This window comes from Anaeromyxobacter oryzisoli (assembly GCF_022690765.1).
Lineage (GTDB): Bacteria > Myxococcota > Myxococcia > Myxococcales > Anaeromyxobacteraceae > Anaeromyxobacter > Anaeromyxobacter oryzisoli.
In genome coordinates, this window is record NZ_JALCZA010000063.1 from 1 (window position 1) to 26,512 (window position 26,512).

Consider the following 26,512-nt stretch of genomic DNA (forward strand, 5'->3'; position numbering starts at 1 on the left):
GCACGCGCGCCGCGAGGAGGAGCTGCTCGCGGAGCTCGCCCGGAAGACGGAGGCCGCGGAGGCGCTCCGCGCCCGGTTCGAGGATCTGGCCGCGGAGCGGACGCGGCGCGAGGAGGCGCTGCAGAAGGAGCTCGCGGCCGGAGCGGAGGCGCTGCGCGCCGCGAAGCGTCGCGAGCAGGCCAACGCGGACGCCTCGGCGGCGCGGGTGGAGGACGCGCGGCACCGCCTCGCGGACGCCGAGCAGCGCCTCGCGGCGCTCGGCGCCGCGCGAGAGGCGGCGGAGAAGGCGCTGGGGGAGACGACGAAGCGGCTCGAGGAGACCTCCGCGGAGCGGACGAGCCTCGGCGCGCGCGTCGAGCGGGCGGAGGTGCGGCTCCGCGAGCTGGAGCAGTCCCTCGCCGCGTCGCACCGGGACCGGCAGCGCGTCGAGACCGAGCTCGCGACGCGGGCCTCGCGGGCGGAGGCCCGGGCCGCGGAGCTCGGCGCCCGCGTCGAGCAGGCCGGGCGCGAGGCGGCCGGCGCGCAGGCGGCGCGGGCTCGGGTCGCCGAGCTCGAGGCCGCCCTCGCGGAGACCGGCCAGGCCCGCGCGCGCGCCGAGAAGGAGCTCTCGGTCCGCGCCGCCGCCGCGGAGGCCCGCGCGGTGGAGGCGGCCCGGCGGCTCGATCGGCTCGTGGCGGAGCGGCGCGAGGCGGAGGGGCGGGTCGCCCACGCGGTCGAGGAGGCGCAGGCGCGGTTCCGCGAGGAGCTGGCGCGTCGCGACGAGCAGCGCCGCCAGGAGCAGCAGCGGCTGCACGCGGTGCTCCAGGAGCGCGCGCGCCGCGAGAAGGCGCTCGAGATGGAGCTCTCCCGCCTCAAGGGAGGCCCGCGCGCCGCGGCGGAGCCGGCCGACGGCGCCGCGCCCAGGCCCGGCCCGCTGGACGAGGAGGTCGACTGACGGGGCCACCCGCTTGCGTCGAGCGTCGCGAGGCACACGATGCCGACGCCGAGCGGAGGCACACCACGACCGAGCAGAGCACGGTGCCTGGAAGGCCCTGGGCATTCGTCAGATCGTCCCGGCCCCGCCTCCGCTCCGCGAGGCGTTGCGTGGCGGGGGGCCGCGGAGTGCGAACGCACCTGCACGGCGAGCGTGAGGCTGGCTCGGGGAAAGAGATGGAGGCCGGGGCGCCGCCGCGGGCGGGGACCGGAGTGACGAGATCGGCCCCGAAGAAGCCCGTGCTTCACCGGCATGGTGAGGCGCTCGCCACGGCTCTCGGCCGCCCGCCGCCTAGGGCGGCGGGAGCGCTGGAGCAGGTCCGGTGGCCGCACGTCGGCCCCCTCAGCGTCGTCCGCAGATCCGGGGCCGGCCATCCGCTCACCCCGAGCGCTTCTTCTTCACTGCGCGCGGCGGCTGCGTTCCCGCTGGCGCGACAGGTGCGGAGTCGAAGAGCTCGCCGTTCGACCGGCGCGTATAGCGGTCCATCAAGGCGTCCCCGAAGACCTCCCGAGCGGCGCGCTGGTTGTGAGCCCGGCAGAGGAGGCGAATGTTCTTGATCGTCGGCGGACCGCCGAGGGCCTGGGCTTTGCGGTGATCGAACTCGAGCTGGTAGGTCGAGCCGCAGATGCCGCCGGAGTCGAGGGGGTACTGGCAGCGGCCGCCGTCGCGGATCCAGACGGCGCGCTTCACTTCGGCAGTATGTGATCCGGCTTCGAGGGCCTGCGCTCTGCGAGCGGCTTCTGCACGAGCCCCTTCCGCTTCGCGTGCTGGGCGAGCCGGACAGCGCTGCACGAGCTCGGCGGCGGTCTTCCGGTAGAACGCGGCGCCCTTGGAGAGGCCGAGGTCCCGGTGGAGGAAGGAGAAGAGGTTCGCGTGGCCGAGCGCCGATCGAAGTCGGCGAGCGCGACCAGGAAATCGGCGATGGAATCGTGCTCGCGGCGGAGGAGCTCGGAGAGGCGGGCGGAGAGATCGCGTGCGTGCATGAGCCGATGGTCTCACGTGATTTCGTGGCCTCCCCAGGCGCACGCATTCGGCGCCAGGCGTGAGAACGTGAATGGGCCCTCGCGCCTCGGCTCCACACGGACTCGCGGCGCACGGCGCCCGCGCGGCGCTGCGAGAGAGGCCTATTCAAATGACCCGGGCTCGCAAAGCGTCACCGACCGGAATACGCGTCAACCGCTGAATGGTGATACCAGGGTTCCCGCGAAAGGGCTGTGGCCCAGCGCTCCCCGTGAAGCGGTCGGCCGTCTCGCGGCCGGACGTCAGCTCGACGTGCGATTCAGGACCACGGCGCCGGCGAAGGCTCGTAGCGCTATCGGTGAAACGCAGGCCTCTTCGGGGCCGATCTTGCGCAGACGGTTCCCACGCACTGCGGCCGCCCCGGCCTTTCCATCTTCCTGAGCCCCGACCGCTCGCCATTCAGGGCCGTTCGCCTGCAAGGTCCCGCCTCGACCGGCCCTGCTCTCCGCGCGAGGACGTGATGGATGCTCAGGCCTGGGAAGGCACGTCGAGCAGCGCAGGGAGGAGTCTGCCCCGCGCAAGGCAGGCAGCGTGCGCCGCAGCAGCTCGACGCGAGTGGGTGTCGCCATGAGGAGGCCGGCGGACGAGGCGCCTCAGTTCCCGGCCGCCTCGGCGTCGGCGGTGGTCGTCACGTCGCGCTTCCGGCTCGGGTGGAGGCGCATGCCGGGCTCGTGCGCGCACACGACGTCCCGGCCGGCCCGCTTCGCCGCGTAGAGCGCCGCGTCGGCGGCGTCCATCAGCGTCGCGAGATCCGGCGCGTCGTCGGGCCAGACGCTCAGGCCCACCGAGATCGTCACGTGGCCGTCCCCGTGCGGGATGGCCGCGTCGGTCACCGCGGCGCGCAGCTTCTCGGCCGCGGCGAGCGCCGCGGCGCGGTCCGCGCGCGGGAGCAGCACCGCGAACTCCTCGCCGCCGTAGCGCGCCACGAGGTCCACCTTCCGGATCGCGCCCTGCAGGATCACGCCGACCTTCCGGAGGATCGCGTCGCCCGCGGCGTGGCCGTGCGCCTCGTTGTAGGCCCGGAACCGATCCACGTCCACGAGCGCCACCGCCATCTGGTGCTCGAACCGCTCGCACCGATCGGCCTCGAGCTGAAGGCGCGCGAACAGGCTCCGCCGGTTGTGGACGCCGGTCAGCGCGTCGGTCTGCGAGAGGCGCACCATCTTCTGGTGCAGCCGGGCGTTCTCGATGGCGATCGCGGCCTGGCCCGCGACCGACTCGAGCAGCCGGACCTCGTCCGCGGGGAAGGCCTGCCGGCCCGGGCGGAAGAAGGTGAGGATCCCCACGCACGCGGACTGGTGGAGCAGGGGGACGGCGAGGATCGAGCCGTCGGCCTGGGCGCCGCTCCAGGGCAGCACCGGGCGCCGCGGATCCGCCGCGGTGTCGTCCACGAGCACCGTCGCCCGCTCGTGCGCGGCCCACCCCGCGGGCCCCTCGCCGCTCCGCACGCGCGTGCCGGTCACGGCCGCGTCGAGCCCGGAGACGGTCCGCACCACGAGGTCGCCCGTGCCCTCCTCTACGAGGAACAGCGCGAAGGCGTGATCGCCGAGCCCCCGGCCGACGAGCTCGGTCACGCTGTCGAGGAGCCGCTCGAGCTCGAGGGTGGAGACGAGCCTGCGCGAGAGGTCGAAGAGGAGGGTGAGCTCCTTCAGACGCGCCTCGAGCTGCGCCTTGAGCGCGAGCTCGCGCTGCATCGACTCCATCGAGGCCGCGTCGTCGATGCGGCGGGCGTGCAGATCGGTGATCGCCGCGAGCGTCGTGTTGAAGTTCTCGGCGAGGACGCCGAGCTCGTCCGCGGTCTCCACCGGCACCCGGTAGAGGAAGTCGCCTTCCCGCGCGCGCTGCAGGCCGGCCGCCAGCCGCTGGAGCGGCCGCCCGACCATGAGGCGCATGGCGAGCGCGTGGATCACGGCCATGCCGGCCGCGAACAGGATCACCGCCACGATGGCGAGCCGGTAGGCGGCGTCGAGCTCCGGGGCGATCGCCTGCGTCCGCGACCGCAGCCAGAGCAGCATCACCACCGCGAAGAGCAGCGACGGCACTCCGCTCGCCAGCATGAGCTTTCGACCGAGCGAGCGGTTGGCAGAGGGGGACATGAGGGGAGCCACGAAGCGTAGCCCTCCGCGGCGACCCGATCAAGGCGCCCGGGGGCTCGAGGGCCCGGCGCGCGTGCTAGATTCGGCGCGGAATGGACCTCGTGCGCTCGAAGCTCCTCTCGGCCTTCCCTCACGGCTTCACCACGCGGCGGGGCGGCGTCTCGCCGGCGCCGTGGGACGACCTGAACCTCGGGGGCTCCGTGGGAGACGATCCGGCCCGCGTCGCCGAGAACTGGCACCGGCTCGAGGCCGCCACCGGGCTCCTGTTCGCCCGCGTCCGGCAGGTGCACGGGGCGCGGGTGGTCCACCTCGACGCGGCGAGCGTCCCGGTCGAGGAGGCGGACGCGGTGGTCTCGACGGAGCCGGGGATCGCCGCCTGCGTCTCCGTGGCGGACTGCGTGCCGGTGCTGCTCGCGGATCCCGGCTCCGGCGCGGTGTGCGCGGTGCACGCGGGCTGGCGCGGGACGATCGCGCGCGTGGCGGCGGAGGGCGTCCGCGCGCTCGCGGAGATCGCCGGCGCCCCGCCGTCGCGCCTGCTCGCGGCCGTCGGCCCGTCGATCGGCCCGTGCTGCTACGAGGTCTCCCCGGAGCTCGCCGACCGGTTCCGTACCGAGCTCGGCCCGGTGGTGGCGGGCGGTCCCGCCCCGCGGCTCGACCTGTGGGCCGCGAACCGGCGCGTGCTGGAGGCGGCGGGCGTCGCCCCCGACCGCATCGAGGTGCTGGGCCGCTGCACCTCGTGCGAGCGCGACACCTTCTTCTCGCACCGCCGCGACGCGGGGCGCACCGGCCGGCAGATGGCGTTCATCGCCCCACACCAGCCGACAGGCGGCCGGGCCCTTCCTTGACGAACGGCCCCTCTCACCTAGAATTTTCCGGGCCTTGACCCCTCTTACGCGAGACGCCTGCGCGGCGGTCCTCGTCCTCGCCGGCTGCGCGGGGGGCGGCGCGGTGCGCCCGGAGGTGGAGGCGCTCCGCGCGGAGGTCCGGGCGCTGCACGAGGAGAACGACGAGCTCTCGCGGAAGGTGGACGTCCTCTCCGGCCAGATGGACCTCGTGACCGCGCGGCTCGCGCGCGGCGCGGAGGGGCACCGCGCCGAGGCGGCGAGCCCCCCGCGTGCGGTGGAGGATCCCGGCGCCATCCCGCGGGATCTCGCGGTGGTGAAGATCGTCCCGCCGGCCGCCGCCGTCCCGGAGCCCTCGCCGGCGATCCCGACGCGGGTCATCATCGCGACGGGCATCCCGCGCTCCTCCTCGCCCGCCGCGCCCGCGACGCCGCGCTCCGCCCCGTCGGTCCCCACGACGGTGGCCATCGCCGAGCCGGACTCGGCGCGGCTCGACGCGCTCACGCGCCCGGGCCGGCGAGCGCTGTCGGCCGAGGCGGACGCGGAGCTGCGCGCCGCCCGCCGCCGCGCCGGGCTGGAGCGCGCCCACGCGCTCGAGGGGTTCGCCGCGCGCTACCCGCGCCACGGCGCCGCCGACAACGCGCTGGTCGAGGCCGCCGAGGCCTACGCGTCCGCCGGGATCGACGAGGCCGCGTGCGCGATCGTCCGACGGGTCGTGGACGAGTATCCCGCCGGCGACGCGATGAGCGACGCCCTCGAGCGGCTCGCCGCGTGCGAGGCGCGCCGCGGCCGGCCCGACGCGGAGCGCCGGCTGCTGCAGCGCATCGTCGGGGATTACCCGAGCACGACGGCGGCGACCCGCGCCGGCGCCCGGCTCGCAACCATCTCCGGGCACGCCGGCGCCACGCCGGCGGCCGGCCCGGCAAGGAGCGCTCCATGATCCGCAGGCACATCCTCGCCGTCCTCGCCCTCGCGCCGGCGGCCGCGCTCGCCCAGGCCGGCGCGCTCGATCGGGCCCGCGACGCGCGGGCGACCTCCGACGCGGGGAACGTGCGCGTCGAGCGCGCCGCGGACGCGTCGCTCGCCGCGGAGGAGGCGCCGCCGGCGGGCGACGGCGTCGGCGTGGCGGCCGCCCCGGTCGAGGGCGGCGCGGCGGCGGCCGACGGCGGCCGCGGCACGGTCCCGCCGCCCGAGACGTACCGCGTGCAGCCGGGCGACACGCTGTGGGATCTCTCCGGCCGCTTCCTCAACAACCCGTGGTACTGGCCGAAGATCTGGGCGTACAACCCGGAGCTCTCGAACCCGCACTGGATCGCGCCCGGCAAGGTCCTCAAGTTCTACCCGAGCGCCGAGGAGGCGCCCGGGCGCGTCGAGCCCGCCGAGCCGGACGAGGAGCCGCTCGGCCCGACCGCCCCCGTCCTCGAGTCGCTCTCGCGCGCGGATCCGAACGCGCCGATGGAGTCGGACGGCGTGTCGGTCGCGGGGCCCTACAAGATCGGCTACGTGCCCACGTCGAAGACGATGGCCCGGCACGACGCCTTCGTGACCCCCCGCGAGCTCGAGGAGTCCGGCGCGATCAAGGCCGCGTTCGACGAGAAGCTGATGCTCGCGACCCTCGACCGCGCCTACGCGACGTTCAAGGGCAGCGCGCCGGTCCGGAACGGCGAGACGTACGTCATCTACAAGACCGAGCGCCCCATCCACCACCCAGCCACGGGCGAGCTGTTCGGGTACCAGTCGTCGATCCTCGGCGCCGCGAAGGTGGTCGCGGTGGACGAGAAGGCGGTCACCCTCGTCATCACCACGGCCATCGAGCCCATCGAGCGCGGCGCGCTGCTCGGCCCCTGGACGGAGAGGTCCTTCCGGCCCGTCACGCGGAGGCCGAACGGGCGCGACCTCCAGGGCGTCATCATCGCCTCGCCCGTGGACGTGCTCACCCAGCTCGCCGAGCACCACGTGGTCTTCATCGACCGGGGCACGGCGGACGGCGTCGAGGAGGGGAACGTCTTCAACGTCGTCCGCTCCGGCGACCTCTCCCGGGAGCAGCCGAACGCGGTCCCGTACGATCCGTCGCTGCCCACCGAGACGGTCGGCGATCTCCTCGTCATCGACGCGCGCGAGCACGCGTCCGCGGCGCTCGTGACCCGCAGCCTCGGCGAGCTGTACATCGGCGATCGGGTGGAGATGCGCTCGGCCGGTGGGGCCGGGGCCGGTGGCAACTGATGGCGATCGACGCCTCGATGCACGACGAGCCCGTGGCCGTGGTGACCGGGCCGATCGTCTCCGTGATCCGCCTCCCGCGTCCCGCCGGCCGTTGACCGTGGCGGGCGAGGAACCGCTCCGCTGGACGGTCGTGGCTCGGAGCGGCGCTCGGGCGCGCGGGACAGGGGAGGAGGAACGCGGGGACGGGCCGCGGGGACGCGTTCGGACACGGGGACGGGGGCGGATTTGTTGCACGGTCCATGCATGCGCTCCAGGGCGCGTCCCTTGACGGTGCATCAACCCGCGGGTATATGGCCCCGCCTCATGGAGTCGCCGCGCACGATCCGGCCGGACGACGGCCTCTATCCCGCGTGCCTGGGGCGTCTCCCGGACCGTCCGGCGGAGCTTCGCGTCCGCGGCGCGCTCGGCGAGGGGCTCCGGCGCGTGGCGATCGTGGGGTCGCGCTCCACCGACGAGTACGGGTCCTCGATCGCGCGGGACCTCGCCGCCGGGCTGGCGCGGGCGGGCGTCTCGATCGTCTCGGGCGGCGCGCGGGGCGTCGACGCCGCCGCTCACCGCGGCGCGCTGGACGCCGGCGGCCACACCGTCGCGGTCCTCGGGACCGGGATCGACCGCTGCTATCCGGCCGAGCACCACGCGCTGTTCGAGGAGATCGTCGCCGCGGGCGGCGCGCTCCTCACCGAGCAGCCGGACGGCACGCGCGGCTGGCCGAGCCACTTCCCGGCGCGCAACCGGCTCATCGCCGCGCTGTCCGAGGCCGTGGTCGTGGTCCGCGCCGGCGCGAAGAGCGGGGCGCTCATCACGGCGGAGCGCGCCCGCGGGCTCGGCGTCCCGGTGCTGGCCGTGCCGGGCGACGTGCGCGACGAGCTCTCCGCGGGCACGCTCGCGCTGCTCCGGGCGGGCGCGCGGCCGGTGGCCTCGGCCGCGGACGTCCTCGCGGAGCTGGGCGTGACGGCGCCGCGGCCCGTGCAGCGGCCGCTGCCGGCGCTCGACGCGCACGCGTCGGCCCTGCTCGGGGCGCTGGGGCGGAAGCCCCGGCACGCCGACGAGCTGGCGCGGGCGGCGGGGATCCGAGCGGGGGCCGCCCTGGCGGGCCTCCTCACGCTCGAGCTGGAAGGGTTGTGCGAGCAGCGGCCAGGCCATTACTTTCTGCGCCGCAGCGGAGAAGGGATCTGAGGATGGGAAAGCCCAGGACGGTGGCACGCGACGGGGAGAAGAAGGCGAAGGCGGTGCCCGCTTCGAGGGCGCGCCGCGCCAAGGCCCCGATCGAGAACGAGGGCGACGAGGGCGCCGCGGTCGAGGAGGCCGCCGGCGCGGACGACGCGCCCGAGGCGGCAGGGGAGGCGCCGAAGGCCCCCCGGCGCGCGTCCCGCAAGGCGGCGTCCGGCGGCACCCTCGTCGTCGTCGAGTCTCCGGCCAAGGCGAAGACCATCAAGAAGTACCTGGGGCGGGGCTTCGACGTGAAGGCGTCGGTCGGCCACGTGAAGGACCTGCCGAAGTCCAAGATCGGCGTGGACGTCGATCACGGCTTCCTGCCCCAGTACGAGGCGATCAAGGGCAAGGCGAAGGTCCTCTCGGAGATCAAGCGCGCCGCGCGCACCGCCGAGCGCGTCCTGCTCGCGACCGACCCCGATCGCGAGGGCGAGGCCATCGCCTGGCACCTGTCGGAGGAGATCGGCGCGGAGGGCGGCGACGCCCGGGTCCGGCGCGTGCTCTTCAACGAGATCACCAAGGGGGCGATCCAGAAGGCGATCGAGAAGCCGCTCGATCTCGACCGCAAGAAGTTCGACTCGCAGCAGGCCCGCCGGATCCTCGACCGCCTGGTCGGCTACCAGATCAGCCCGATCCTCTGGAAGAAGGTCCGCCGGGGCCTCTCCGCCGGCCGGGTGCAGTCCGTGGCGGTGCGGCTCGTCGTGGAGCGCGAGCGCGAGATCGAGGCGTTCGTCCCGGTCGAGTACTGGTCGCTCGAGGCGGACCTCGCCGCGAAGCTGCCGCCCGAGTTCCGGGCCAAGCTCGCGAAGGTCGACGGGCAGAAGGCGGAGCTGAAGGACGGCGCGCAGACGGGCGCGCTCGTGAAGGACCTCGAGGGCGCGCGGTACGTCGTCGCCTCGGTGGAGAAGAAGGAGCGCCGGCGCAACCCGCCGCCGCCGTTCACCACCGCGAAGCTGCAGCAGGAGGCGGCGAACCGGCTCGGCTTCAGCCCGAAGAAGACGATGACCCTCGCCCAGCGCCTCTACGAGGGCGTGGAGCTCGGCGAGGAGGGCGCGATCGGCCTCATCACGTACATGCGCACCGACTCGGTGCGGCTCGCCACCGAGGCGGTGGACGCGGTCCGCGGGTACATCGCCTCGACGTTCGGGAAGGACCACCTCCCCGAGGCGCCGATCTTCTACAAGACCAAGGCGAAGGCGGCGCAGGAGGCGCACGAGGCGGTGCGCCCGACGTCGCTGGACTGGACCCCGGAGCGCGTGGCCCCGTTCTTCGATCAGATGAACGAGCGGGACATGTACCGGCTGTACGAGCTCATCTGGAACCGGTTCGTGGCGTGTCAGATGGTCCCCGCGGTCTACGACCAGACGACGGCCGACATCGGCGCCGCCCGCGCGACGTTCCGGGCCACGGGCTCCATCCTCAAGTTCCCCGGCTACCTCGCCGTCTACGGCGCGAAGCCGCCCGAGGAGGAGGCCGGCGCCGAGGAGGAGAAGGCCGGCGAGAACGGCGAGCGCGAGGGGAAGCCCGAGGACCGCCAGCTCCCGCCGCTCGAGGCGGGGATGGAGCTGCGCCTCGTGAAGCTCCTGCCCGAGCAGCACTTCACCCAGCCGCCGCCCCGCTTCAACGAGTCGTCGCTCGTGAAGGAGATGGAGGAGCGGGGCATCGGGCGCCCCTCGACGTACGCGGCCATCCTCGACACCATCCAGGAGAAGGGCTACGTCGAGAAGCTCGAGAAGCAGTTCAAGCCGACCCACCTCGGCGTGCTCGTGACGGACGAGCTGGTCCGCGCCTTCCCGCGCGAGCTGGACATCGCGTTCACCGCGGGGATGGAGGAGCGGCTCGACGAGATCGAGGAGGGGAACGCCGGCTGGCAGGCGGTCCTCCAGGACTTCTACGGACCGTTCAAGGAGGACCTGGCCCGCGCCGAGGAGGCCATGCGCAACGTGAAGGCGCAGGCCATCGAGACGGACATCACCTGCGAGAAGTGCGGCCAGAAGATGGTCATCAAGTGGGGCCGCAACGGCGAGTTCCTCGCCTGCCCCGGGTACCCCGAGTGCCGGAACACCATGAACTTCCGGCGCGAGGACGGGAAGATCGTCCCCGAGAAGGAGGAGGACGTCGTCGTCGAGGACAAGTGCCCGGACTGCGGCGCGCCGATGGTGATGAAGCGCGGCCGCTTCGGGAAGTTCCTCGCCTGCACGCGGTACCCGGACTGCAAGGGGACGAAGCCGGTGTCCATCGGCGTCACCTGCCCGAAGGGCTGCGGCGGCTACATCACCGAGAAGCGCTCGCGGCGCGGGAAGACCTTCTACGGCTGCTCGTCCTACCCGAAGTGCGACTTCGTGAGCTGGGATCGGCCGCGGAACGAGGCGTGCCCGCAGTGCGGGAGCGCGTACCTGCTCGACAAGTACTCGAAGAAGACCGGCCCGTTCGTCGCGTGCCCGAACAAGGAGTGCGGCTACCGGCGCGAGGCCGAGCCGCGCGCCGAGGCCGGCGGCGGCGCCCCCGCCGCCGCGCCGGTCGTCACGCCGGCCGCCGCTCCCCGGCTCGAGCCGGAGAAGGTGTAGGGGAAAGCCAGGCTTCGGGCCCGAAGCCTGGCTTCGGGCCCGCGGCCCGTGCTTTGCGGGCGCGCTGCCAGGCGATCGCCCGCTTGACACCCTGGGTGGGGCCCTGCTATCGGAAAACCGCTGATCATTCGCGGATGAAGCCCACAGCGGGTGCGCTTTCCCCACCCGAGCAGAGGAACCCGATGCTCCAGTCTCTGGCCCAGTTCATCGAAGAGGGCGGTCCCTTCATGAAGGTCAACATCGTGACGTCCGTCGTCGCGGTGGCGATCATCGTCGAGCGGATCATCGTGCTCGCCTTCCGGCTCAACCTGAACGCCGGGCCGTTCATGGAGCAGGTCCAGAAGCTGCTCCAGTCCGGGAACGTCGATCGCGCGGTGAAGCTCTGCGGCGCGGCCCCGAAGGCTGCGCTCTCGCGGGTGATCCGCGCCGGCCTCGTCCGCGCGAACCAGGGCGAGCAGGAGGTGAGCCGCGCGCTCGAGGAGGCGGTGCTCGAGGTCTCGCCGCTCATCTCGCGCCGGATCGCGGCGCTCTTCTCGATCGCGAACGTCGCGACGCTGCTCGGCCTCATCGGAACCATCACGGGCCTCATCGGCACCTTCAAGTCCCTCGGCGCGGCGAGCCCCGAGATGAAGCAGGCGATGCTCTCGAAGGGCATCTCCGAGGCCATGAACAACACCGCGTTCGGCCTCACCATCGCGGTGGTCTGCATCGTCGCCCACCTGCTCCTCACCTCGAAGGCGAAGGCGATGGTCGAGGACGTCGAGTACAACGCCCTCCGCCTCGAGAACCTGCTCTCGCGCCGCGGCGCCGGCGAGGCCGGCTCGGTCGAGGCCGCGGGCTAGCCGGCCCCTTCGTCCGGACGCGAGGGAGCCATGCGGCGCCGCGTGCACGTGGAAGAAGAGACGGGTGAGCTGAACATCATCCCGTACCTCGACGTGGTCGTGAACCTCGTCATGTTCATGCTGCTCAGCATGACCGGGCTCCTCACGTTCGGCGTCTTGAACGTCTCGGCGCCCAAGATCTCCGCGGGTGCCGCCGCGGCGGACGTCGCGGACCAGCCGAAGCTGCTCCTCACCGTGGCCATCGGCCGGCAGGGGTTCTACGTCGCGGGGGCGGGCGGCGTGCTCGGCCAGGACGCGGCGAGCCCCGACGCGACGCGGCCGCCCACGATCGCGAAGAAGGACGGCAAGTACGACTTCGCCGCCCTGACGGACGCCCTCGCGCGGATCAAGGAGAGATACCCGAAGGAGCAGACGGTGATCCTCTCGGCGGACCCGGACGTCGCCTACGACGCGCTCATCCAGACGATGGACGCCTGTCGCGAGCGGAAGATCACCGGGGCCGACGGGAAGCCCACGCGCGAGAAGCTGTTCCCGGCGGTCTCGCTGTCGCTCATCGGGTGACCTCATGACCACCGCCGCACACGCCGCGGGGCCGAGCCCCGTCGAGCTCGAGAAGCAGAGGCAGCAGCGCACGTACCGCCGCGAGCGCCGGAAGGCGCGGGCCGCGGCCGGGGAGATCAAGGAGCTGAACATCGTCGCCATGATGGACATGATGACGATCCTCCTCGTCTTCCTCCTCAAGTCGTACCAGGCGTCCACCCTCAGCGTGAACGTGGACGACCACGTCCTGCGGCTCCCCGCGTCCACCACCCAGGAGAAGCCGACCGAGGCGATCACCATCACCGTCTCGCAGCGGGACGTGTCGGTGAACGACCGGAAGGTGATCGACGTGGTGAACGGCGGGATCCCCGCCGCCGCGAAGGGCGGCAAGGGCGACTCCTTCTACGTGGCGCCGCTCTACGACGCCCTGAAGAAGGAGGTCGACAAGCAGAAGTACATCGCCCGCTACAACTCGGACGCGCGGTTCGAGGGGCGCGTGAGCGTCGTCGCGGACAAGCAGATCGCCTACCGGACGATCATGGACGTGCTGTACACGGCGGGGCAGGCCGAGCTCGGCGAGTACAACTTCCTCGTGCTCAAGAACGAGTAGCGGCGCCCTCGCGCGGTCACGAGGTCGGCGGCAGCGGCCGCGAGGGGGTCCTCGCCAGCTCCTGCCCCTGCGCGCACTCCGCGCACAGCAGCGCGTACGGCAGCGCGGCCAGCCGGCGCGGATCGATCTCCTCGTCGCAGTCGCTGCACAGGCCGTACTCGCCCGAGTCCACCCGCGCGATCGCGGCGTCCACGCGCGCGAGCTCCCAGCGCTGGCTCTCGGTCAGGCGCGCGAGCGTGTACTGCTCGTGCTCCGCCTGCGCACCCTCCTCGAACTCCGGATCTCGCTCCGCGGACCTGAGCGCGTCGAGCTCGGCGGCGGCGCGGCGACTGGTCTCCAGGATCGTGCGACGTCGGCGCTGCAGCGCCGCTCTCAGGCTCTGGAGGTCGGTCTCGCTCACGTTGCGTTCCTTTCCCCGGGACGATACATGGTGCGCGCCAGCGCCACCCTCGTGCCGTGGCTGACCGGACCGGGTCTCGTCCCGTTGCCAACATGCGCACCCCTGCGTGAAGCGGCCAGGACGTCGGGGTTCCTCTCGGGCTCCGGGCGCCGGTTCGACAGGCGGTCGGGCTCCGGGAGAGGAGGCGAGCGGTCGGATGCAGACGAAGCGAGTGACGGTCATCGGCGGCGGGCTCGCGGGCAGCGAGGCCGCCTGGCGCCTCGCGGAGGGCGGGGTCGAGGTCGAGCTGATCGAGATGAAGCCCGCGCGGCGCTCGCCGGCGCACGTGCTCGACGGGCTCGCCGAGCTGGTCTGCTCGAACTCGCTCCGGTCGGACAACCCGCACAACGCGGTCGGGCTCCTGCACGAGGAGCTGCGCCGGCTCGGGAGCGTCGTGCTCGCCGCCGCCGACGCGACGCGGGTGCCGGCGGGGGATGCGCTCGCCGTGGATCGCGAGCGGTTCAGCGCGCTCGTCACGGCGCGCCTGGAGGCGCACCCGCGCATCCGGCTGCGCCGGGAGGAGGCGACGCGTCTCCCGGATCCGCCCGACCTGGCGCTCGTCGCGACCGGTCCCCTCACGGGCGACGCGCTCGCGGCCGAGATCGCCGCGCTCGCCGGCGGGCGGCTCCACTTCTACGACGCCATCGCGCCGATCGTCGCCGGCGACTCGATCGATCGGACCATCGCGTACGCCCGGTCGCGGTACGGGAAGGGGAGCGGCGAGGACTACCTGAACCTGCCCCTCGACGAGGCGCAGTACCGCGCGTTCGTGGCGGCGCTGCTCGCCGGAGGGAAGGTGACGCCGCACGCGTTCGAGGAGGCGCGCTACTTCGAGGGGTGCCTGCCGATCGAGGTGATGGCGGAGCGCGGGCCGGACGTGCTCGCGTACGGGCCGATGAAGCCGGTCGGCCTCGAGGATCCGCGGACGGGGCGGCGGCCGTTCGCGGTCGTGCAGCTCCGGCGCGAGGACGTGGCCGGCACCGCCTGGAACCTGGTCGGGTTCCAGACCCGGCTCACCTGGCCGGAGCAGCGCCGGATCTTCCGGGCGTACCTCCCGGGGCTCGCGAACGCGGAGTTCGTCCGGCTGGGCCAGATCCACCGCAACACCTTCCTGGAGGCGCCGCGGGTGCTCGCGCCGGATCTCTCGGCCCGCGCGCGCCCGCACCTCTTCTTCGCGGGGCAGATCACCGGGGTCGAGGGGTACGTCGAGTCCGCCGCCTGCGGTCACCTCGCCGCGCGCGCGATCCTCGACCGGCTCGCCGGCCGCGACTTCTCGCCGCCGGCCGCCGCGACCGCGATGGGGGCCCTCCACGGACACCTCACCGGCGCCGCCCATCCGCCGGGGTACGATTACCAGCCGACCAACGTCGTCTTCGCGCTCTTCCCCGAGCTCCTCGGCCGCCACCGCGGGAAGGTCGCCCGCAAGGAGGCGCACGTGGCGCGGGCGCGAAAGGAGATCGAGCCGTGGCTCACGCCCTCGCCGTGATCCCCCGCGCGCGCGCCGCCGTCGCCGCCGCGCTCGTCGCCGCCCTGGCGCCCGCGTGCAGCTCGCGGTCCTCGAAGGAGGAGGGGCGCCCCGCCGGCCTCGGCCGGCGCGTCCTCGAGGGCCGGGTCCGCGACGTCCGCCCGTCGCCCGACGGCGCCTGGCTCGCCGTGCTCGACGGCTGCGCCGACGCCGCCTCCCCGTTCCTGCCGCCCGGCACGGGGAGCTGCGAGCTCGACGTGGTGCCGGCCGCGGGCGGTCCGGCGGTGCGCGTGGCGAGCGGGGTGACCACGCTCCCGCACGGCCTCGCCTGGGGCGACCGGCTGGCCGTGCTCGCCCGGTACGACTACCCGACCGCGAGCGGCACGCTCGTCGAGTGGCGCCCCGGCGCGGCGCCGCGCGAGCTCGCGGGTGGGGTGACCTTCTACGCGTTCGGCCCGGGCGGCGAGCTCGGGCTGGTCGCGGCGGGCGAGCTGTCGCTCGTCCCGGCCGGCGCCGCGCCGCGCGCGGTGCCAGGGACGATCGGGGCCGCCACGTTCGAGCTCGCCCCCACGGCGCGGCCGGGCGCCGTCGCGGCCCTCGTCCGCCGCCGCGCCGCCGCGGGCGGGGAGCTCCTGCTGGTGCCCGCGAGCGGCCGGGCGCGGCCGGTGGCCGGGCCGGTGGCGGACTACGGGTACGCGCGGGACGGCGAGCGCTTCGCGTTCACGGTCGCGGGGAGGGAGGGCGCGGAGCTGCACGTCGCGGCGTCCCGCGTGGACGCACGGCCGGTCGCGGTCGCGCGGGCGGTGCGCGCCTTCACCTTCGCGCCGGACGGCGGGGCCCTCGCGTACGTCTCGGACGCCGCGCCGGGGAAGCAGGGCGACCTGCACGTCCGCGGCCCGGGGACGAAGGACGTCCTCCTCGGGAAGGACGTCGGCGAGTACGCCTGGGCGGCGTCCGCGCCGCGGCTCGCGTGGCTCGAGCACTACGATCCGCGGGTGCGCTCCGGCTCGGCGGCGGCCGGGGGGCCGGGCCTCGCGCCGCGGACCTGGGCCGCCCACGTCTCGGACGTGGAGATCTCGCCGGACGGGAAGCACGTCGCCTTCCTCCAGCACACGAAGCGCGGCGGCTACTCGGTCGATCTCGGCCTCGCGCACCTGGACGCGCCCGGCCCCGCGCGGGCCGAGGCGGTGGGGACGGGCGTGTTCGGCTTCGCCTTCTCGTCCGACGCGCGCTGGCTCTACTACCGGACCCGCTGCACCGCGACCGCCGACGCGTGCGACGTCGAGCGGATCCCCGCCGCGGGCCTCCCCGCAGGCGCGAAGCCGGAGCGGATCGCCGAGGGCGCGCGCAGCTTCGACCTCGATCCGCGGGATCCGGAGCGGCTCGTCCTCGCGTGGAAGCGCGGCGACGGCGACGCGGTGGATCTCGGCGTCTGGGATCACGGCACGCTCTCGCGCGTGGACAGCCGGGTCCGCGCCGGCACCGCCCGGCTCCTCGGCCCGGACGGGCGCCGGATCGCGTACGTGGTGGGGGGTCCGGGGCGGGGCGGGGGGTTCGGCGCGGCGGGGCCGCGCGCCGCGGCCGTCCCGGCCGCCGGAGCGGCCGGCGCGAGCCGCTGACGACGGGGCCGACGGCCGACGGGGCGACGGTCGCGGGCGACCCCTGCCGGGGGCACGCCCGCGCGGAGCGCCGCCGGAGATAGTCGTTGCGCTAGGCTCGCCGCATGGCGAAGGGCGCGAAGCTCGGGCGGGCGCGCGCGCCGGTCACCCTCGGCGTGGACATCGGCGGGAGCGGGGTGAAGGCGATGCGGGTCTCCGCGCGCGGGGCGCCGGTCTCGGCGCGCGTCCGGGTGGTGACGCCGCGGCCCGCGACGCCGCGCGCGCTCCTCGCGGTGCTCGCCCAGGTCGTGGAGGCCGCCGGACCGTTCGACCGCGTCGTCGTGGGCTTCCCCGGCGTCGTCGAGGACGGGGTGGTCCGGTCCGCGCCGAACCTCGACGGTGCCTGGGCCGGCGTCGATCTCGCGGCGCGCGTGGCGCGGCTCGCGGGGCGACCGGCGAAGGTGCTGAACGACGCGGGGCTCCACGGGTTCGGCGCGGTGGCCGGGGAGGGCGTCGAGGTCTGCGTGACCCTCGGGACGGGCATGGGGTTCTCGCTCTTCGTGGACGGCGCCTACGTCCCGAACGTCGAGCTCGGGCACCACCCGCTCCGCGGCGCGCGGACGTATGAGGACCTGGTCGGCGCGCCCGCGCTGGAGAAGATCGGCAAGCGCAAGTGGAGCCGGCGCGTGGGGGAGGCCCTCGCCCAGATCCAGGCGACGTTCAACCCCCGGGCGATCTGGGTCGGCGGCGGCAACGCCCGGAAGCTGGTGGGCGGACTCCCGCGGAACGTGCACGCGGTCGCGAACGTGGTCGGGCTCCTCGGCGGCCCGCGGGCGTGGGAGGCGCTGGAGGAGGCCGCCGCGCGACGCCGCGCGCGGGCGCGGCCGGAAACTCGCCGCCGCCGCGCCGCGCGGTAGGCTCGGGGCGTGCCCTCCGAGCGCGCCGACCTCCCCTCCGAGCTGCAACGGTTCCTGGCCTACCTCGAGACGGAGCGGCGCGCCTCCCCCCACACGATCAAGGCGTACCAGGTCGATCTGGAGCAGTACGCCGCCTACCTGGCCGAGGCGGGGGAGGGGATCGTCCCGTCCTCCGTCGCCCTCGTCCGCGGCTTCCTCGCGCGCCAGGCCGGCGGCGCCGGCGCGACGAGCCTCGCCCGCAAGCTCTCCGCGCTCCGCTCGCTGTACCGGTTCCTGGTCCGCGAGGGGCTCGCCCCCGGGAACCCGGCGCGCGCGGTGTCGAGCCCGAAGCGGCCCAAGCGGCTCCCGGAGGTCCTGCCGGAGGAGGAGGTGGCCGCGCTCGTCGAGGCGCCGGCGCACCTCGGCAAGCCGCTCGAGCTGCGGGACCGCGCCTTCCTCGAGCTGCTCTACGGGAGCGGCCTCCGCGTGTCGGAGCTCACCGGGCTCGACGTGGAGGACGTGGACCTCGCCCAGCGGCTGGTCCGCGTCCTCGGCAAGCGGAACAAGGAGCGGATCGTGCCCTTCGGGCGCGCCGCGGCGGGGGCGATCGAGCGCTGGCTCGACGGCGGCAGGCCGGTGCTGGCCGCGCAGCCGGGGCACGCCGGCCACGAGGCGGCGCTGTTCCTCAACTGGCGCGGCGGGCGGCTCACCAGCCGCTCGGTCGGGCGCCGGCTGGACGGCTGGGTGCTCGCGTCGGGCCTGCCGCGCCACGTGCACCCGCACGTGCTCCGCCACTGCTTCGCGACGCACCTGCTCGGGAACGGCGCCGATCTCCGCGGGATCCAGGAGCTCCTCGGTCACGCCTCGCTCTCCACCACGCAGCGGTACACGCACCTCGACTGGAAGCGCCTCGCGGCGGTGTACGACGCCGCCCACCCCCGGGCGCGCTCCGGCGGCTCCGGGCGCGGCGGCAAGGGCTGACCGCGGCCGCGCGCCGCGCCGCGGTCGCGCATTGCCCCTCGCGCCGCGTCGCGCTACGAGAAACGGATGATCGAGATGCACGGAACGACCGTCCTCTGCGTGCGCCGCGAGGGGCGGGTGGTGATGGCGAGCGACGGGCAGGTCACGCTCGACAAGACCGTGATGAAGGCGAGCGCCCGCAAGGTGCGCCGGCTCGCGGAGGGGAACGTGCTCGCCGGGTTCGCGGGCGCGACCGCCGACGCCTTCCAGCTCTTCGAGCTGTTCGAGAAGAAGCTGAAGGAGCACGCCCGCTCGCTGCCGCGGGCCGCGGTGGAGCTCGCGAAGCAGTGGCGCACCGATCGCATGCTGCGGCGGCTCGAGGCCCTCCTCCTCGTCGCGGATCCGGAGCACGTGCTGGTGCTCTCGGGCGCGGGCGACGTCATCGAGCCCGATCCGACCCCCGGCGGCGCCGTGGCGGCCATCGGCTCGGGCGGGCCGTACGCCCTCGCGGCGGCGCGGGCGCTCCTCGCGCACTCGTCGCTGGACGCGCGCCGCGTCGCCGAGGAGGCGATGAAGCTCGCCGCGGACATCTGCATCTACACGAACGGCAACCTCACGATCGAGGAGCTCTAGGATGGCGACCAGGCCGCAGGACCTCGCGCCGAAGGAGATCGTCGCCGAGCTCGACCGCTACGTGGTCGGGCAGGGGGCGGCGAAGCGCGCCGTGGCGATCGCGCTCCGGAACCGCTGGCGCCGCCAGAAGGTGGCGCCGGAGCTCCGCGACGAGATCCTCCCGAAGAACATCGTGATGATCGGCCCGACCGGCGTGGGGAAGACCGAGATCGCCCGGCGCCTCGCCCGGCTCGCCGGCGCGCCGTTCGTGAAGGTGGAGGCCTCGAAGTTCACCGAGGTCGGCTACGTGGGCCGCGACGTGGACTCGATGATCCGCGACCTCGTCGAGGCCGCGGTGAAGCTCGTGAAGGAGGAGGAGCTCGAGAAGCTGCGCGAGCGCGCGGGCGAGGCCGCCGAGGAGCGGGTCCTCGACGCCCTGGGGTTCGGGGGCGGGATCGGGATGGGCTTCCGCAGCGTCGCGGCGCGGGTCCGCGGGGAGCCCGAGGCGGAGCACGCCCCCGCGGCGGGAGGCGCGCGAGAGAAGGCCCGCGCGCAGCTCCGCGCCGGCACGCTGGACGACGATCTGGTCGAGGTGGAGCTGCAGGAGCGGCCCGCCCCGGCGGTGATGCCGTTCATGGGACCCGGCATGGAGGACATGGCCCAGGGGCTCCAGGACATGATGCAGAACCTGGGGAACAACCCGCTCGTCTCGATGCTCGGCGGCGGCCCGAAGAAGCGGAAGCGCAAGGTGAAGGTGAAGGAGGCCCTCGAGCTCCTCACGCAGGAGGAGGCCGCGCGGCTCGTGGACATGGAGCGCGTGACGCGAGAGGCCCTCGAGCGCGCCCAGAGCGCCGGGATCGTCTTCATCGACGAGATCGACAAGATCGCCGGGGGCGACGTCGCCGGCGCGCGCGGCCCGGACGTCTCCCGCGGCGGCGTGCAGCGCGACCTCCTGCCCATCGTCGAGGGCTCGAACGTCAACACGAAGTACGGGGTCGTGAAGACCGACCACATGCTCTTCATCGCGGCGGGCGCGTTCCACGTCGCGAAGGTCTCGGACCTCATCCCGGAGCTGCAGGGCCGCTTCCCCATCCGGGTCGAGCTCGAGCCGCTGCGCCGGGAGGATCTGGTGCGGATCCTGAAGGAGCCGCGGAACAGCCTGGTTCGCCAGTACACCGCGCTCCTCGCCACCGAGGGCGTGGACGTGCAGTTCCGCGACGACGCCGTGGACGAGATCGCGCGCATCGCCGCGGACGTGAACGAGCGGATGGAGAACATCGGCGCGCGCCGGCTGCACACCGTGATGGAGCGGCTGCTCGACCCGATCTCGTTCGACGCCGACACCCTCCGCGGTCAGCGCATCGTGATCGACGCGGCCTACGTGAAGGAGCAGCTCCACGGCGTCGTCGAGGACGAGGACCTCTCGAGGTACATCCTGTGATGACGCCGGGCCTCGTGCGCGGGCCCGCGTGCGCCCTCCCGAGCCCCGTGCCTCGGAGCCCGCGCGCGGCCCCATCGGAGTACGGGCCACGGGAGGCGGGAGCCGGGAGGCGGGGCACGGGGATCGGCGACGGGCACGGTGACGGGCACGGTGACGGGCACGGTGACGGAGGCCCGTCGGAACCCGCTGGAACCCCGCGGCCTTCGGCTGCTATAAGCCCTGAATGACCGGCAACGACTCCATCGCCCAGCGGGCGCAGAAGGTCCTCACCCCGAACTATCGCCAATCGGTCGCCATCGTGCGCGGCGAGGGCGTTCGGGTGTGGGACGCCGACGGGAAGGAGTACCTGGACTTCCTCGGCGGCGTCGCGGTGAACGCCCTCGGGCACTGCCACCCCGCGCTCGTGCGCGCGCTCGAGGAGCAGGCGCGCACCGTGTGGCACGTCTCGAACCACTACTTCATCCCCCGCCAGGTCGAGCTCGCCGAGGCGCTGCTCGAGGCGACGCCCTGGGCGCGCCGGGCGTTCTTCTGCAACTCCGGCGGCGAGGCGAACGAGGCGATGCTGAAGCTCGCCCGCAAGTACCACTCCGATCTGGGCCACCCGGAGCGGAACGAGATCGTCGCCTGCGACGACTCCTTCCACGGCCGGACGCTCTTCACGGTGACGGTGGGCGGGCAGGAGAAGTACCGGCACGGCTTCGAGCCGGTGGTCCCCGGCGTGCGCCACGTGCCCTACGGCGACGTCGCCGCCCTCGAGGCGGCCCTGACGCCGACGACCGCCGCCTTCATCGTCGAGCCGATCCTGGGCGAGTCCGGGGTGGTCCCCGCGCCGGAGGGCTACCTCCAGGCGGCGCGCGAGCTGACGCGCCGGAAGGGCGTGCTGCTGCTCCTCGACGAGGTGCAGACCGGGATCGGCCGGACCGGCAGGATGTGGGCGCACGAGTGGGCCGGCGTCACGCCGGACCTGATGTCCTCGGCGAAGGCGCTCGCCGGCGGGTTCCCGATCGGCGCGCTGCTCGCGACCGAGGAGGTGGGGACCCACCTCACGCCGGGCAGCCACGGCTCCACGTTCGGCGGGAACCCCCTCGCCTGCGCCGTCGCCCTCGCGGTCCTGAAGGAGCTCCGGGGCGGCGTCCTCGCGCGCTCGCGCGAGGTCTCCGCGCACCTGCTCGCCGGGCTCGAGCGCCTCGTCGCCGGCGGCCGCGTCGAGCGGATCCGCGGGCGGGGCATGCTGCTCGGCGTGGTCCTGAAGGGCGTCGCCGCCGCGGAGGTGATGAAGGCGGCCCGGGCCCGCGGGCTCCTCGTGAACGCCATCGGCGAGAGCGTCCTCCGCCTCGCCCCGCCGCTCACCCTCACTCCCGCCGAGGCGGATCTCGCCGTCGAGCGGCTCGGCGCCGCGATCGCCGCGGCGCCCGCGAAGGGCTAGACCATGGCCGTCCAGAAGCGCGACTTCCTCCGCCTCACCGATCTCGATCGCTCCGAGCTGCTCGATCTCGTCGAGCGCGCCGCGGAGTGGAAGCTCCTCGGCAAGGGAGGGCCCCGCCCGCTCGATCGCCAGACGGTGGCGCTCGTGTTCGAGAAGGCCTCGACCCGCACGCGCGTCTCCTTCCAGGTCGCCGCGTACCAGCTCGGCGGGAACGGCCTCTTCCTCTCGCCGCGCGACACGCAGCTCGGGCGCGGCGAGCCCATCCGCGACACCGCCCGGGTCCTCTCGCGGTACGTGGACTGCCTGGTGGTCCGCACCTTCGAGCACTCGAAGCTCGAGGAGATGGCCCGGTTCGCGAGCGTGCCGGTGGTGAACGCGCTCACCGACGCGTCGCACCCGTGCCAGCTCCTCGCGGACCTGCTCACGATCACCGAGCGCTTCGGCGCCGACGCGCTCGTGAAGCCCGGCCTGACGGTCGCCTGGATCGGCGACGGGAACAACATGGCGAACAGCTGGCTCGAGGCCTGCGTCCTGCTCGGGTTCGAGCTGCGGCTCGCCTGCCCCGAGGGCTACGATCCCGATCCGGCGCTGCTCGCGCGGGCCGGCGGGCACGCCCGCGTCGTCCGCACGCCGGCCGAGGCGGTGGCCGGCGCGCACGTCGTGAACACCGACGTGTGGGCCAGCATGGGGCAGGAGGCCGAGGCGGAGGAGCGCAAGCGCCGCTTCGCCGGGTTCATCGTGGACGAGGCGCTCATGGCCCGGGCGCGCCCGAACGCGATCGCGCTCCACTGCCTGCCCGCGCACCGCGGAGAGGAGATCGCCGAGCGCGTGCTGGAGGGGCCGCAGTCGGCGGTGTTCGACGAGGCCGAGAACCGGCTCCACGCGCAGAAGGCGCTGCTCGAGCTGCTGCTCTCGGGGCGGTGAGGAGCGGCCAGCGCCCCCGGGGATTCCCCGGGCGCGCTCGTGCAGCTCCGTTGACCCCACCTCGCCGCGCTCGCTAAGCTGACGTAGGCTGCGGGGGGGGGGAGTGACCGTCGATCGTCACAGCGGGTTCGCGCTCGATCCGACGGCGCTCGCCGAGGACGTCGATCTCGACGCCGGCCTCCGCGAGGAGATCCTGCGCGCGGAGGCCGGGCTCGGCGGGAGCCACTGGGAGGTCCTCGGGGTGCCGTGGAACGCGGCGCCGGAGGTCGTGCGCGCGGCCCACCTCGAGAAGGTGAAGGCGTTCCACCCCGATCGCCACGCGGGGCGGCGGCTCGGCACCTTCCGCGGGCGGCTCGAGCGCATCTTCCGCCGGCTCACCGAGGCGCGGGACGTCCTCGTCGATCCCGCGCGCCGCGCCGAGTACGTCCGCGCGAGCGCGCCGCCGGAGTTCCGGGCTCGGCTCGAGGCCCGCCGGCTCGAGGACGAGCGCCGCGCCGGGGAGCGGCGGGCGCGCCTCGCGCGCCAGAACCCGCTCGTCGCGCGGGCCGCGCGCCGCGCGGAGCTCGTGGCGCGCGGCAAGGAGGCGCTCGCGCAGGGCCGGTTCGCGGCGGCGGCGAACGATCTCCTCCTCGCGCAGGGGCTCGACCCGCGCGACGGGGAGCTCGCCGCGCTCGCCGCCGAGGCTCGCCGGGGCGCGGCCCGGGCGCGGGCCCGCGACGCGTACGAGAAGGGCGAGGTCGCCCGGGCGGTGGGGAGCCACGCCGCCGCGCTCGCCGCCTACCGCGAGGCGCTCGAGGCGGATCCGCGTCACGCGCGGGCGGCGGCGGCGGGGGCGCGCGCGGCGCTCGCCCTCGGCGACGGGGACGCCGCGCGAGCGCTCGCGGAGCAAGCGGTCCGCGCCGGGCCCGCCCTCGCCTGCGCGCACGAGGCGCTCGGCCTCGTCCTGGAGGCGGCCGGCGAGCGGAGGGAGGCGCGCAGGGAGCTCGAGCGCGCCGTGGAGCTCGACCCGAAGCTCGAGGTCGCCCGCGCCCGGCTCAGGCGCCTGCGCTGGAGCTTCCTGGGATGACGGAGCTCGAGCCGGTCATCGGCATCGACCTGGGCACGACGAACTCGGCCGTGGCGACCGTGCGCGACGGCGTCCCGCGCGTGATCCCGAACCGCAGCGGCCAGCTCCTCACGCCGTCCGTCGTCGCCGTCGCGAAGAACGGGCGGCGGCTCGTCGGCGCGCTGGCCAAGCGGCAGGCGATCACCAACGCCGAGGGGACCGTCTTCGCGGCGAAGCGGCTCATCGGCCGCCGCTGGGGGTCGAAGGAGGTCGAGGACGCGCGCGGCGTGCTGCCGTACGCGCTCCGCCCCGGGCCGGACGGGAACGACGTCCGCGTGGAGATCGGCGGGCGGGTCGTGTCGATCCAGGAGATCTCCGCGCTGGTGCTCGCGGAGCTCAAGGCGGACGCGGAGGCCTGGTTCGGACGGCCGGTGACGAAGGCGGTGATCACCGTCCCCGCCTACTTCAACGACGGGCAGCGGCACGCCACGCGGGACGCGGGGCGCATCGCCGGCCTCGACGTCCTGCGGATGGTCAACGAGCCGACCAGCGCGGCCCTCGCCTACGGCTTCGGCAAGCAGCTCGACGGCCGCAAGGTCGTGGTCTTCGACCTGGGGGGCGGCACGTTCGACGTCTCCATCCTCGACGTCGGCAGGAGCGTGTACGACGTCGTGGCGGTCGGCGGCGACACCTACCTCGGCGGCGAGGACTTCGACCGCAGGGTGATGGACTGGCTGACGTTCGGCTTCGCGAAGGAGAACGGGGGGATCGATCTCCGCCAGGACAAGATGGCGCTCCAGCGGCTCCGGGACGCCGCGGAGCAGGCCAAGGTCGAGCTGTCCGCCGCGCCGGAGACCTCCATCCACCTGCCGTTCCTGGCGGGCGGCGGGGAGGGGAAGCCCGCGCTCCACCTGGTCCGGCAGCTCGGGCGCGACAAGCTCGAGGAGCTGACGAAGGACCTCGTCGAGCGCTGCGTCGCCGTGACGGCGCGGACGCTGCGCGACGCCGGCGTCCGGCCGGGCCAGGTGGACGAGGTGATCCTGGTCGGCGGGATGACCCGGATGCCCCGGGTGCAGCGCGCGGTGAAGGAGTTCTTCGGCCGGGAGCCCTGCCGAGGGGTCCACCCGGAGGAGGTCGTCGCGCTCGGCGCCGCGATCCAGGCGCACGCGCTCACCGCCCCGGCGCCGGACCGCGACGTCCTCCTCCTGGACGTCACCCCGCAGAACCTCGGGATCCTGGTGGTGGGCGGGTACTTCCAGATCGTCATTCCGCGGAACACCACCGTCCCGACCAGCCAGACCCACCTCTTCACCACGGTGCTCGACAACCAGACCTCGGTCCGGATCGCGGTGCTCCAGGGCGAGGGCGAGCGCGCCGTCGACAACGAGCTCCTCGGCGAGTTCGTCCTCGACGGGATCCGGCCGGCCCGTCGCGGCGAGGTGGAGATCGAGGTCACCTTCGACATCAGCGCCGACGGGATCGTGAGCGTCGCGGCGCGCGACGTCGGGACCGGCCAGCAGCAGTCGATCACCGTGACCTCGACCTCCGGGCTCACCGAGGAGGAGCTGCGCCGGATCCTCGACGAGCAGATCGACGAGGCCCTCGAGAAGAAGCAGACCGCGCGCGACTTCGAGCCGCGCCGGGAGCGGGCGCTCGCCGCGGTCGCGGAGCTCGAGGCGAGCCTCCCCGCGGCGCGCGCCGCCCTGGCCGCCACGCGGTTCGGGGCGGACGCGGCGCAGCGGGTGGAGGGCGTCCTCGCGCGCGTCCGCCGGGCCGTCGCCGCGCGCGACGCCGCGGCGCTCGGCGCCGAGGACGAGAACCTGGAGCGAGCCCTGCAGCTGGTCCGGGGGCTCGCCGCGCCCCGGCGGCCCCGGCAGCCGGGGGAGAGGTGACGATGCCCGACGTGGTGGAGCTCATCGACCGGGGGATCAAGGCCTACGTCGCGGGGCGCGTCGGCGAGGCGCTGCGGTCGTTCCAGGAGGTCCTGGAGCTCGACCCCGGGAACCCGCGCGCGCGGTCGTACCTGGTGCTCGTCCACGGCGGCGGGCCGGGCTCGCCGCCGGCGGACGTCCCGCCGCCCGCGGCGCTCGGCGCGTCGGCCCCGCTCCCGGAGCTCGACATTCCGCTCGACGATCTCGCGTCCTCGCCCTGGGACCAGGGGCCGGCCGCGGCCGCGACGTTCGTCCTCGAGCCCGAGGGCGGGCTGGACCTCGCCGCCGTGGCGGACAAGTCGGACATCCGCCCCCTCGTGCCGGCGCAGCCCGCGGCGGGGCGGACGACCGCGCCGGCGCACGACGACGTCGCGGTCTGGATGCAGGCGGCGCGCGAGCTGTTCGCGCTCGGCGACTTCTCGGGCTCGCTGGAGCTCATCGAGAAGATCCTCAAGGTGGATCCGGACCACCGCGAGGCGCGCGAGTACCTCCGTCAGAACGAGGCGACCCTCATCTCGATGTACGAGTCGAAGCTCGGTCCGCGGACGGGCGTCCCCAGGCTCGCCATCAAGCCGGAGGAGGTGATGTGGCTGAACCTGGACCACCGCGCCGGGTTCCTCCTCGCCCAGATCGACGGCACGGTGGACTACGAGGAGCTCTTCGCGCTCTCCGGCCTGCCGCGCCTGGACACCGCCCGGATCCTCGCCAGGCTCATCGCGGACGGCGTGATCACGAGCTGAGAGCTCGTCGAAGAATTCGACGAGCTCTCAGGCCGACCCGCGTGAGCGGGGCGGCGGGTGGGGTGAAGCGCGCGAATTCACTTCGGGCGCGAGGGGCGGGCGACGGCCCG

At 74.4% G+C, this 26,512-nt stretch carries 22 protein-coding genes and 1 pseudogene; 20 read left to right on the forward strand and 3 right to left on the reverse strand.

The window, feature by feature from the left end:
- A pseudogene (locus MNZ27_RS17250) lies at nucleotides 1-934 on the forward strand (response regulator); the annotation flags it as partial.
- Nucleotides 935-1,351: 417 nt separating this feature from the next.
- On the opposite strand, the gene MNZ27_RS24075 reads toward MNZ27_RS17250, so the two are convergent.
- Entirely contained in the window at nucleotides 1,352-1,663 is a 312-nt protein-coding gene (locus tag MNZ27_RS24075; protein ID WP_242395342.1) for an HNH endonuclease, read from the reverse strand.
- 923 nt (nucleotides 1,664-2,586) lie between these two features.
- Nucleotides 2,587-4,050 carry a sensor domain-containing diguanylate cyclase gene (locus tag MNZ27_RS17260; RefSeq protein WP_242395343.1) on the reverse strand — a complete coding sequence of 488 codons (1,464 nt, stop codon included), beginning with the start codon at nucleotides 4,048-4,050 and terminating at the stop codon, nucleotides 2,587-2,589.
- A gap of 131 nt (nucleotides 4,051-4,181) precedes the next feature.
- Between MNZ27_RS17260 and pgeF the strand changes: the two genes are divergently transcribed.
- The 8 genes from pgeF to MNZ27_RS17300 all read left to right on the forward strand — a co-directional run bounded on the left by pgeF (nucleotide 4,182) and on the right by MNZ27_RS17300 (nucleotide 12,925).
- A complete protein-coding gene (gene pgeF / locus MNZ27_RS17265) occupies nucleotides 4,182-4,934 on the forward strand; it encodes a peptidoglycan editing factor PgeF (protein ID WP_242395344.1) in 753 nt (250 codons plus the stop codon).
- A gap of 34 nt (nucleotides 4,935-4,968) precedes the next feature.
- Nucleotides 4,969-5,871, forward strand: a complete 903-nt coding sequence (locus MNZ27_RS17270) for a tetratricopeptide repeat protein (protein WP_242395345.1) — start codon at nucleotides 4,969-4,971, stop codon at nucleotides 5,869-5,871.
- Entirely contained in the window at nucleotides 5,868-7,154 is a 1,287-nt protein-coding gene (locus tag MNZ27_RS17275; RefSeq protein WP_242395346.1) for a LysM peptidoglycan-binding domain-containing protein, read from the forward strand. Before MNZ27_RS17270 ends, MNZ27_RS17275 begins: the two co-directional genes overlap by 4 nt.
- 303 nt (nucleotides 7,155-7,457) lie before the next feature.
- The gene (gene dprA, locus MNZ27_RS17280) at nucleotides 7,458-8,330 is read left to right on the forward strand and encodes a DNA-processing protein DprA (RefSeq protein ID WP_242395347.1); all 873 of its coding nucleotides are present in this window, start codon (nucleotides 7,458-7,460) and stop codon (nucleotides 8,328-8,330) included.
- 2 nt (nucleotides 8,331-8,332) lie between these two features.
- Complete coding sequence (topA, locus tag MNZ27_RS17285; protein ID WP_242395348.1) at nucleotides 8,333-10,933, forward strand: type I DNA topoisomerase; 2,601 nt, start codon at nucleotides 8,333-8,335, stop codon at nucleotides 10,931-10,933.
- A 182-nt stretch (nucleotides 10,934-11,115) separates the two neighbouring features.
- Nucleotides 11,116-11,775, forward strand: coding sequence for a MotA/TolQ/ExbB proton channel family protein (locus MNZ27_RS17290; RefSeq protein ID WP_242395349.1), 660 nt, complete (start codon nucleotides 11,116-11,118; stop codon nucleotides 11,773-11,775).
- Nucleotides 11,776-11,805: 30 nt separating this feature from the next.
- Nucleotides 11,806-12,336: an ExbD/TolR family protein gene (locus tag MNZ27_RS17295; protein WP_242395350.1), complete on the forward strand. Its 531-nt coding sequence runs from the start codon at nucleotides 11,806-11,808 to the stop codon at nucleotides 12,334-12,336.
- 4 nt (nucleotides 12,337-12,340) lie between these two features.
- Nucleotides 12,341-12,925 (forward strand): ExbD/TolR family protein, encoded by a 585-nt coding sequence (locus tag MNZ27_RS17300; RefSeq protein WP_242395351.1) that lies wholly within the window; start codon nucleotides 12,341-12,343, stop codon nucleotides 12,923-12,925.
- 16 nt (nucleotides 12,926-12,941) lie between these two features.
- On the opposite strand, the gene MNZ27_RS17305 is transcribed toward MNZ27_RS17300, so the two are convergent.
- Nucleotides 12,942-13,325: a TraR/DksA family transcriptional regulator gene (locus MNZ27_RS17305; RefSeq protein WP_242395352.1), complete on the reverse strand. Its 384-nt coding sequence runs from the start codon at nucleotides 13,323-13,325 to the stop codon at nucleotides 12,942-12,944.
- A gap of 196 nt (nucleotides 13,326-13,521) precedes the next feature.
- Between MNZ27_RS17305 and trmFO the strand changes: the two genes are divergently transcribed.
- The 11 genes from trmFO (at nucleotide 13,522) to MNZ27_RS17360 (ending at nucleotide 26,402) form a co-directional block, all read left to right on the forward strand.
- Nucleotides 13,522-14,850 (forward strand): methylenetetrahydrofolate--tRNA-(uracil(54)-C(5))-methyltransferase (FADH(2)-oxidizing) TrmFO, encoded by a 1,329-nt coding sequence (gene trmFO, locus MNZ27_RS17310; protein WP_242395353.1) that lies wholly within the window; start codon nucleotides 13,522-13,524, stop codon nucleotides 14,848-14,850.
- Nucleotides 14,829-16,448 (forward strand): hypothetical protein, encoded by a 1,620-nt coding sequence (locus MNZ27_RS17315; RefSeq protein ID WP_242395354.1) that lies wholly within the window; start codon nucleotides 14,829-14,831, stop codon nucleotides 16,446-16,448. Before trmFO ends, MNZ27_RS17315 begins: the two co-directional genes overlap by 22 nt.
- Before the next feature lie 104 nt (nucleotides 16,449-16,552).
- Nucleotides 16,553-17,344, forward strand: a complete 792-nt coding sequence (locus MNZ27_RS17320; RefSeq protein WP_242395355.1) for an ROK family protein — start codon at nucleotides 16,553-16,555, stop codon at nucleotides 17,342-17,344.
- Nucleotides 17,345-17,353: 9 nt separating this feature from the next.
- Nucleotides 17,354-18,304, forward strand: a complete 951-nt coding sequence (xerC, locus tag MNZ27_RS17325; RefSeq protein WP_242395356.1) for a tyrosine recombinase XerC — start codon at nucleotides 17,354-17,356, stop codon at nucleotides 18,302-18,304.
- A 66-nt stretch (nucleotides 18,305-18,370) separates the two neighbouring features.
- Entirely contained in the window at nucleotides 18,371-18,916 is a 546-nt protein-coding gene (gene hslV, locus MNZ27_RS17330) for an ATP-dependent protease subunit HslV (RefSeq protein ID WP_242395357.1), read from the forward strand.
- Between the two features lies 1 nt (nucleotide 18,917).
- The gene (hslU, locus tag MNZ27_RS17335) at nucleotides 18,918-20,336 is read left to right on the forward strand and encodes an ATP-dependent protease ATPase subunit HslU (RefSeq protein WP_242395358.1); all 1,419 of its coding nucleotides are present in this window, start codon (nucleotides 18,918-18,920) and stop codon (nucleotides 20,334-20,336) included.
- A 223-nt stretch (nucleotides 20,337-20,559) separates the two neighbouring features.
- Nucleotides 20,560-21,762: an acetylornithine transaminase gene (locus MNZ27_RS17340; RefSeq protein ID WP_242395359.1), complete on the forward strand. Its 1,203-nt coding sequence runs from the start codon at nucleotides 20,560-20,562 to the stop codon at nucleotides 21,760-21,762.
- 3 nt (nucleotides 21,763-21,765) lie between these two features.
- Entirely contained in the window at nucleotides 21,766-22,686 is a 921-nt protein-coding gene (gene argF / locus MNZ27_RS17345) for an ornithine carbamoyltransferase (protein ID WP_242395360.1), read from the forward strand.
- A gap of 103 nt (nucleotides 22,687-22,789) precedes the next feature.
- On the forward strand, nucleotides 22,790-23,752 hold the full coding sequence (locus MNZ27_RS17350) for a J domain-containing protein (protein WP_242395361.1): 963 nt from the start codon (nucleotides 22,790-22,792) through the stop codon (nucleotides 23,750-23,752).
- Nucleotides 23,749-25,623, forward strand: a complete 1,875-nt coding sequence (dnaK, locus tag MNZ27_RS17355) for a molecular chaperone DnaK (protein WP_242395362.1) — start codon at nucleotides 23,749-23,751, stop codon at nucleotides 25,621-25,623. The genes MNZ27_RS17350 and dnaK overlap by 4 nt, the downstream gene beginning before the upstream one ends.
- Before the next feature lie 2 nt (nucleotides 25,624-25,625).
- Complete coding sequence (locus tag MNZ27_RS17360) at nucleotides 25,626-26,402, forward strand: tetratricopeptide repeat protein (RefSeq protein WP_242395363.1); 777 nt, start codon at nucleotides 25,626-25,628, stop codon at nucleotides 26,400-26,402.
- Nucleotides 26,403-26,512: the final 110 nt, after the last annotated feature.

What these genes read in the sequence shown, in the direction of transcription:
- MNZ27_RS17340 (WP_242395359.1), top strand. Translation starts at nt 20,560, where the DNA reads ATGACCGGCAACGACTCCATCGCCCAGCGGGCGCAGAAGGTCCTCACC.
- MNZ27_RS17360 (WP_242395363.1), top strand. Translation starts at nt 25,626, where the DNA reads ATGCCCGACGTGGTGGAGCTCATCGACCGGGGGATCAAGGCCTACGTC.
- hslV (WP_242395357.1), top strand. Translation starts at nt 18,371, where the DNA reads ATGATCGAGATGCACGGAACGACCGTCCTCTGCGTGCGCCGCGAGGGG.
- pgeF (WP_242395344.1), top strand. Translation starts at nt 4,182, where the DNA reads ATGGACCTCGTGCGCTCGAAGCTCCTCTCGGCCTTCCCTCACGGCTTC.
- argF (WP_242395360.1), top strand. Translation starts at nt 21,766, where the DNA reads ATGGCCGTCCAGAAGCGCGACTTCCTCCGCCTCACCGATCTCGATCGC.
- dprA (WP_242395347.1), top strand. Translation starts at nt 7,458, where the DNA reads ATGGAGTCGCCGCGCACGATCCGGCCGGACGACGGCCTCTATCCCGCG.
- MNZ27_RS17275 (WP_242395346.1), top strand. Translation starts at nt 5,868, where the DNA reads ATGATCCGCAGGCACATCCTCGCCGTCCTCGCCCTCGCGCCGGCGGCC.
- topA (WP_242395348.1), top strand. Translation starts at nt 8,333, where the DNA reads ATGGGAAAGCCCAGGACGGTGGCACGCGACGGGGAGAAGAAGGCGAAG.
- MNZ27_RS17260 (WP_242395343.1), bottom strand. Translation starts at nt 4,050, where the DNA reads ATGCTGGCGAGCGGAGTGCCGTCGCTGCTCTTCGCGGTGGTGATGCTG.
- MNZ27_RS17320 (WP_242395355.1), top strand. Translation starts at nt 16,553, where the DNA reads ATGGCGAAGGGCGCGAAGCTCGGGCGGGCGCGCGCGCCGGTCACCCTC.
- MNZ27_RS17295 (WP_242395350.1), top strand. Translation starts at nt 11,806, where the DNA reads ATGCGGCGCCGCGTGCACGTGGAAGAAGAGACGGGTGAGCTGAACATC.
- trmFO (WP_242395353.1), top strand. Translation starts at nt 13,522, where the DNA reads ATGCAGACGAAGCGAGTGACGGTCATCGGCGGCGGGCTCGCGGGCAGC.
- MNZ27_RS17290 (WP_242395349.1), top strand. Translation starts at nt 11,116, where the DNA reads ATGCTCCAGTCTCTGGCCCAGTTCATCGAAGAGGGCGGTCCCTTCATG.
- hslU (WP_242395358.1), top strand. Translation starts at nt 18,918, where the DNA reads ATGGCGACCAGGCCGCAGGACCTCGCGCCGAAGGAGATCGTCGCCGAG.
- MNZ27_RS17300 (WP_242395351.1), top strand. Translation starts at nt 12,341, where the DNA reads ATGACCACCGCCGCACACGCCGCGGGGCCGAGCCCCGTCGAGCTCGAG.
- dnaK (WP_242395362.1), top strand. Translation starts at nt 23,749, where the DNA reads ATGACGGAGCTCGAGCCGGTCATCGGCATCGACCTGGGCACGACGAAC.